The organism is Halomonas sp. 707B3, assembly GCF_024158645.1.
In the GTDB taxonomy this organism is placed as follows: Bacteria; Pseudomonadota; Gammaproteobacteria; order Pseudomonadales; family Halomonadaceae; genus Vreelandella; species Vreelandella lionensis.
This window is the reverse complement of sequence record NZ_JAMZBE010000220.1, coordinates 1-4,220: the sequence shown is the minus strand read 5'-3', so window position 1 is coordinate 4,220 and position 4,220 is coordinate 1. Positions and strand designations below refer to the sequence as shown.

General features: G+C 56.7%; 4 protein-coding genes and 1 pseudogene. All 5 read left to right on the top strand.

All coding sequences use genetic code 11. From position 1 onward, the window contains the following. On the top strand, nt 1-612 hold a 612-nt coding region (locus BIS10_RS17720; protein ID WP_253507309.1), incomplete at its 5' end, for an ABC transporter permease. A gap of 1 nt (nt 613) precedes the next feature. After that, nucleotides 614-1,345 carry an ABC transporter permease gene (locus BIS10_RS17715; RefSeq protein ID WP_253507306.1) on the top strand — a complete coding sequence of 244 codons (732 nt, stop codon included), beginning with the start codon at nt 614-616 and terminating at the stop codon, nt 1,343-1,345. A 133-nt stretch (nt 1,346-1,478) separates the two neighbouring features. Continuing rightward, nucleotides 1,479-2,249, top strand: coding sequence for a transporter substrate-binding domain-containing protein (locus BIS10_RS17710; protein ID WP_083025767.1), 771 nt, complete (start codon nt 1,479-1,481; stop codon nt 2,247-2,249). A gap of 339 nt (nt 2,250-2,588) precedes the next feature. Beyond that, complete coding sequence (locus tag BIS10_RS17705; protein WP_253507303.1) at nt 2,589-3,386, top strand: transporter substrate-binding domain-containing protein; 798 nt, start codon at nt 2,589-2,591, stop codon at nt 3,384-3,386. A 90-nt stretch (nt 3,387-3,476) separates the two neighbouring features. Then, a pseudogene (locus tag BIS10_RS17700) lies at nt 3,477-4,220 on the top strand (beta-aspartyl-peptidase); the annotation flags it as partial.

Genomic DNA, 4,220 nt, shown 5'->3' with positions numbered 1-4,220 from the left:
ATTCTTGGTCTACTCACCGCCAGCGCCAAGATGTCGCGTAACTGGTTTTTACGCCGCACTGCGACTGTTTACACCACGGTGATTCGTGGAGTGCCAGATTTAGTCCTGATGATGCTGCTGTTCTTTGGCGGCCAGATCGGCGTCAACGCCATCAGCGACATGCTGTATTACAATTATGAAATTGATATTTATATTAATTTCAACGCCTTTGCCGCCGGTGTACTCACCATTGGCTTTATCTTTGGTGCCTATATGGGCGAAACCTTCCGCGGCGCGTTTATGGCAGTGGACAACGGTCAGATTGAAGCCGGCAAAGCTTATGGTATGAGCGATGGGCTAGTGTTTCGACGCATCCGCTTTCCCCAGATGATGCGCCACGCGCTGCCTGGCCTCTCTAACAACTGGATGGTACTGCTCAAAACCACCGCGCTAGTGTCAGTAATTGGCTTGACCGATATGGTGCGAGTTGCCGCTGAAGCCTCCCGCGCTACCCATGAGCCTTTTGTGTTTTTAATCCCTGTGGCGGTGGCTTACCTTCTAATTGCCAGCGTCTCTGAGTGGATTTTTGCACGGCTACAAAAACGTTACGACACCGGCTTTGGGGGGCAGTGACATGTTAGATATCTCTGCATGGTTTAACGATCTGCTGGCAGACAACCTGATTTTCACCCCCACCACCCTGGGCTACTACTGGGAAGGCTTGGTGACCACCACACAGCTGGTGTTTCTATCGCTGGTGGCCGGGTTAATTCTTGCGGTTCCGCTGGCCATTATGCGCAGCTCCAAGCATAAGTGGATCAGCCTGCCGGTCTACCTCTATACCTACGTGTTTCGCGGCACGCCGCTGCTGATCCAGCTCTACATCATCTACTACGGCGTTGTGTTCATCGACGGTATCCAGGAAACCTTCCTGTGGCCAGTGCTAAGAGAAGCCTTCTACCCGGCGCTTATCGCCTTTACGCTCAATACGGCGGCCTACACCACCGAGATCTTCCGTGGGGCGATCAAAGCCACGTCTAAAGGCGAGATCGAAGCAGCGCGAGCCTACGGCATGTCGCAAAACCTAATGATGCGGCGGATTATTCTGCCCAGCGCCTTTCGTCGTGCGCTGCCCGCTTACGGCAATGAAGTCATCTTCATGCTGCACGCCAGCGCGATTGCTAGCGTGGTCACGCTAATGGATCTCACCGGCGCGGCACGCTTTGTGTATGCCCGCTTTTATGCGCCGTTTGATGCCTTCCTGTTTGTCGCGGCCATCTATCTCTGCTTAACCTTTGCGATTTTGTATTTTTTCCGCTTCCTGGAGAAAAAATTGCTGGCCCACCTGCGGCCACAAAATTCCTAGCTACAATAAATCCAACACGTCCAGCGTAAAACAAACGTTGGTTTATATGCAGGTCCCCCCTTTTCGCCAACCTCAACCTGGGGTAGCTTAAAGGGGATCACCTTCGGTGAACCTGTTTCTATTGGAGTATAAAATGAAAAAACTGCTGACTGTTTCCCTGCTGGGTTTGGCCGTTGCCGCAGCATCTTCTGCACAAGCACGCGACTACGACAACGTGCGCATTGGCGTTGACGTTCCCTACGAGCCAATGGAGTACCGCACCGCTGAAGGTGAGCTGACCGGTTTCGATATCGACCTGGGCAACGCCCTGTGCGAGCGCATCGGTGTTACCTGTGAGTGGGTCGAGCAGGAGTGGGACGGCATTATTCCTGGCCTGATGTCACGCAACTACGATGCGATCATGTCCTCCATGACCATCAACGACGAACGCCGCCAGCAGGTGCTGTTTTCTGACCCCTACATCACCATGCCGTCTGCCTGGTTCGCACCCAGCAGCCTAGGTATCAGCGAAGCCAATGAAGAGACCCTGGCGGGCAAAACCATCGGCGTTCAGCGTGGCACTCTGCAGGATAACTACGTTACCGATAACTTCAGCAGCGTCGCTGAAATCAGCCGCTACTCCACCGCCGACGACATGGTGCTGGATATGGAAGCACAGCGTCTGGATATCGTCTTCCTCGACTTCCCGATCGGCCAGTCCACGCTGCTAGAGAGCGAAGAAGCTGAGTACGTGGTTGTAGGCGAGCGCATCAGCGAACCTAAAGAGTACTTCGGCGACGGTTTCGGTATCGCCTTCCGTCAGCGTGACGAAGCGCTGGCCGAACAGTTCAATGAAGCCCTTGCTGAGCTTCAGGAAGACGGCACTTACGATGAAATCTACGCCCGTTACTTCGGGGAAGAGTAAGCGCTAGCTGCTTACGTGTGCCTCCCCACCTGGGGAGGCACGCAAGCGAGACGCCATCATGCCCTCACTCCGCATCTTACCTCCCGCGCTTCATGCGCTCTGCCCAGGTACCCGAGGCACCATTGCCCGTTTCTACCTGAGCGAATGGTTCGACGAATAGCCCTACCCTCCTTTTGGCATGCCCATGCCAACTCACGCCCCTGCGCGTGAACGTTGCCATGCGTGAAAGACGCACGGCACTCCTGCGCTTAGCGCACCCCATGCTGTAGCCGCCCTTTCAGGCGCTTGGCATTACGCAACACCCACATACCTACTAATAATCGCTTCAGGAGACTGACTATGCGTTATGCAACGCTGTCCGTGGCCGCTATTCTTGCGGCAGGTGTTTCACTCTCATTGGTATCCACTGCCGCACTGGCGCGGGATTACGACGAGGTCCGTCTGGGGGTCGATGTTCCCTACGAACCGTTTATGTACCGCGAGGCCGACGGCACGCTCACCGGTTTTGAAATCGAGCTGGGCAACGCCGCCTGCGACTACTTAGAAGTCAGCTGCACCTGGGTTGAGCAAGACTGGGACGGCATCATTCCAGGCCTATTGGCACGCAACTACGACGCCATCATGTCTTCCATGGCGATCACCGACGAGCGCGCCCAGCGCGTGCTGTTCTCCGAGGCCTACTACACCACCCCCAGCGCCTGGATCACCACCCGCGATAAAGAGATCGATATCGAAGACCGCGCCAGCCTGGAAGGTTTAACCGTCGGCGTGCAGCGGGCGACGTTGCAGGACAACTACGTCACTCAGCTTTATGGCGATGTGTTGGAGATCCGCCGCTATACCGGCGCGGACGATGTGGTCACCGACCTGATGGGAGGCCGCCTAGACCTCACCTTCATGGACTACCCCATCGCCGAAGCCACCATTGAGATCGACACCCCGGAAAGCGATTTCCAACGCATCAGCGACTTCATCAAGCAGCCCGAAGAGATCTTTGGCCAAGGCGTGGGCATGGCGTTTCGTCCCCGTGATGAAGCGCTCGCCGAGCGCTTTAACGAGGCTCTGCGTGCGCTCAAAGAGAACGGCACTTATGATGAAATCATGAACCGTTACTTCAACTACGATGTACGCTTATAAGCGATCTGTTTAAATAGCGTAACGATATCAACACCAGCGCCGACCCCAGGTCGGCGCTTATCGTTTGCCCATTACTCTCCTGGGAAGCCCATGCTGACACTTGTAAAAAACGCCCAGCTCTTTGCCCCTGAACCTCGCGGGTTGTGCCACCTGCTGATTGCCGACCAGCGCATTGCGGCGGTGCTGGATGCCAGCGAGACGTACCAGTTGGGTACGCTTATCAAACACACCGTAGACCTGGAAGGCCGACGCGTGATTCCCGGCCTGGTCGACCCGTTGGTGCACTACATTGGCGGCGGCGGTGAAGGCGGCTTTGGCAACCGCACCGCCGAACTCAGCCTAGACGATGCCTGCGCTTCGGGTGTGACCACGCTGATTGGTGCACTGGGCACTGATGCCCTCACCCGCACCCCCGCCAACCTGATTGGCAAGGCACGGGAGCTAGCCGCAGGCGGGCTAAGCACCTATGCCTACACTGGCTCTTATCAGCTACCGCCGGTGACGCTGACCGGTTCGGTGGCCAGCGACATTCTCTATATTCCGGAATTTCTCGGCGTGGGCGAAGTGGCGATTAGCGACCATCGCGGCTCCCAGCCCACTACCCAAGAGCTTACTCGGCTAGCCTCCGACGCCCGCACCGCCGGGCTACTGGCGGGCAAATCAGGCATCGTGTTCATTCACACTGGCGACGCCGACTCCCACCTGGAGCCGCTGCGCCAGGTCGCCAAAAACAGCGCCATCCCGCTGGCCCAGTTCTACCCTACCCATATCAACCGTACCGCTGCGCTGTTCGAAGATGGCCTGCGCTTTGCCCGTGAAGGTGGGCGCATCGAT

What these genes read in the sequence shown, in the direction of transcription:
- BIS10_RS17715 (WP_253507306.1), top strand. Translation starts at nt 614, where the DNA reads ATGTTAGATATCTCTGCATGGTTTAACGATCTGCTGGCAGACAACCTG.
- BIS10_RS17710 (WP_083025767.1), top strand. Translation starts at nt 1,479, where the DNA reads ATGAAAAAACTGCTGACTGTTTCCCTGCTGGGTTTGGCCGTTGCCGCA.
- BIS10_RS17705 (WP_253507303.1), top strand. Translation starts at nt 2,589, where the DNA reads ATGCGTTATGCAACGCTGTCCGTGGCCGCTATTCTTGCGGCAGGTGTT.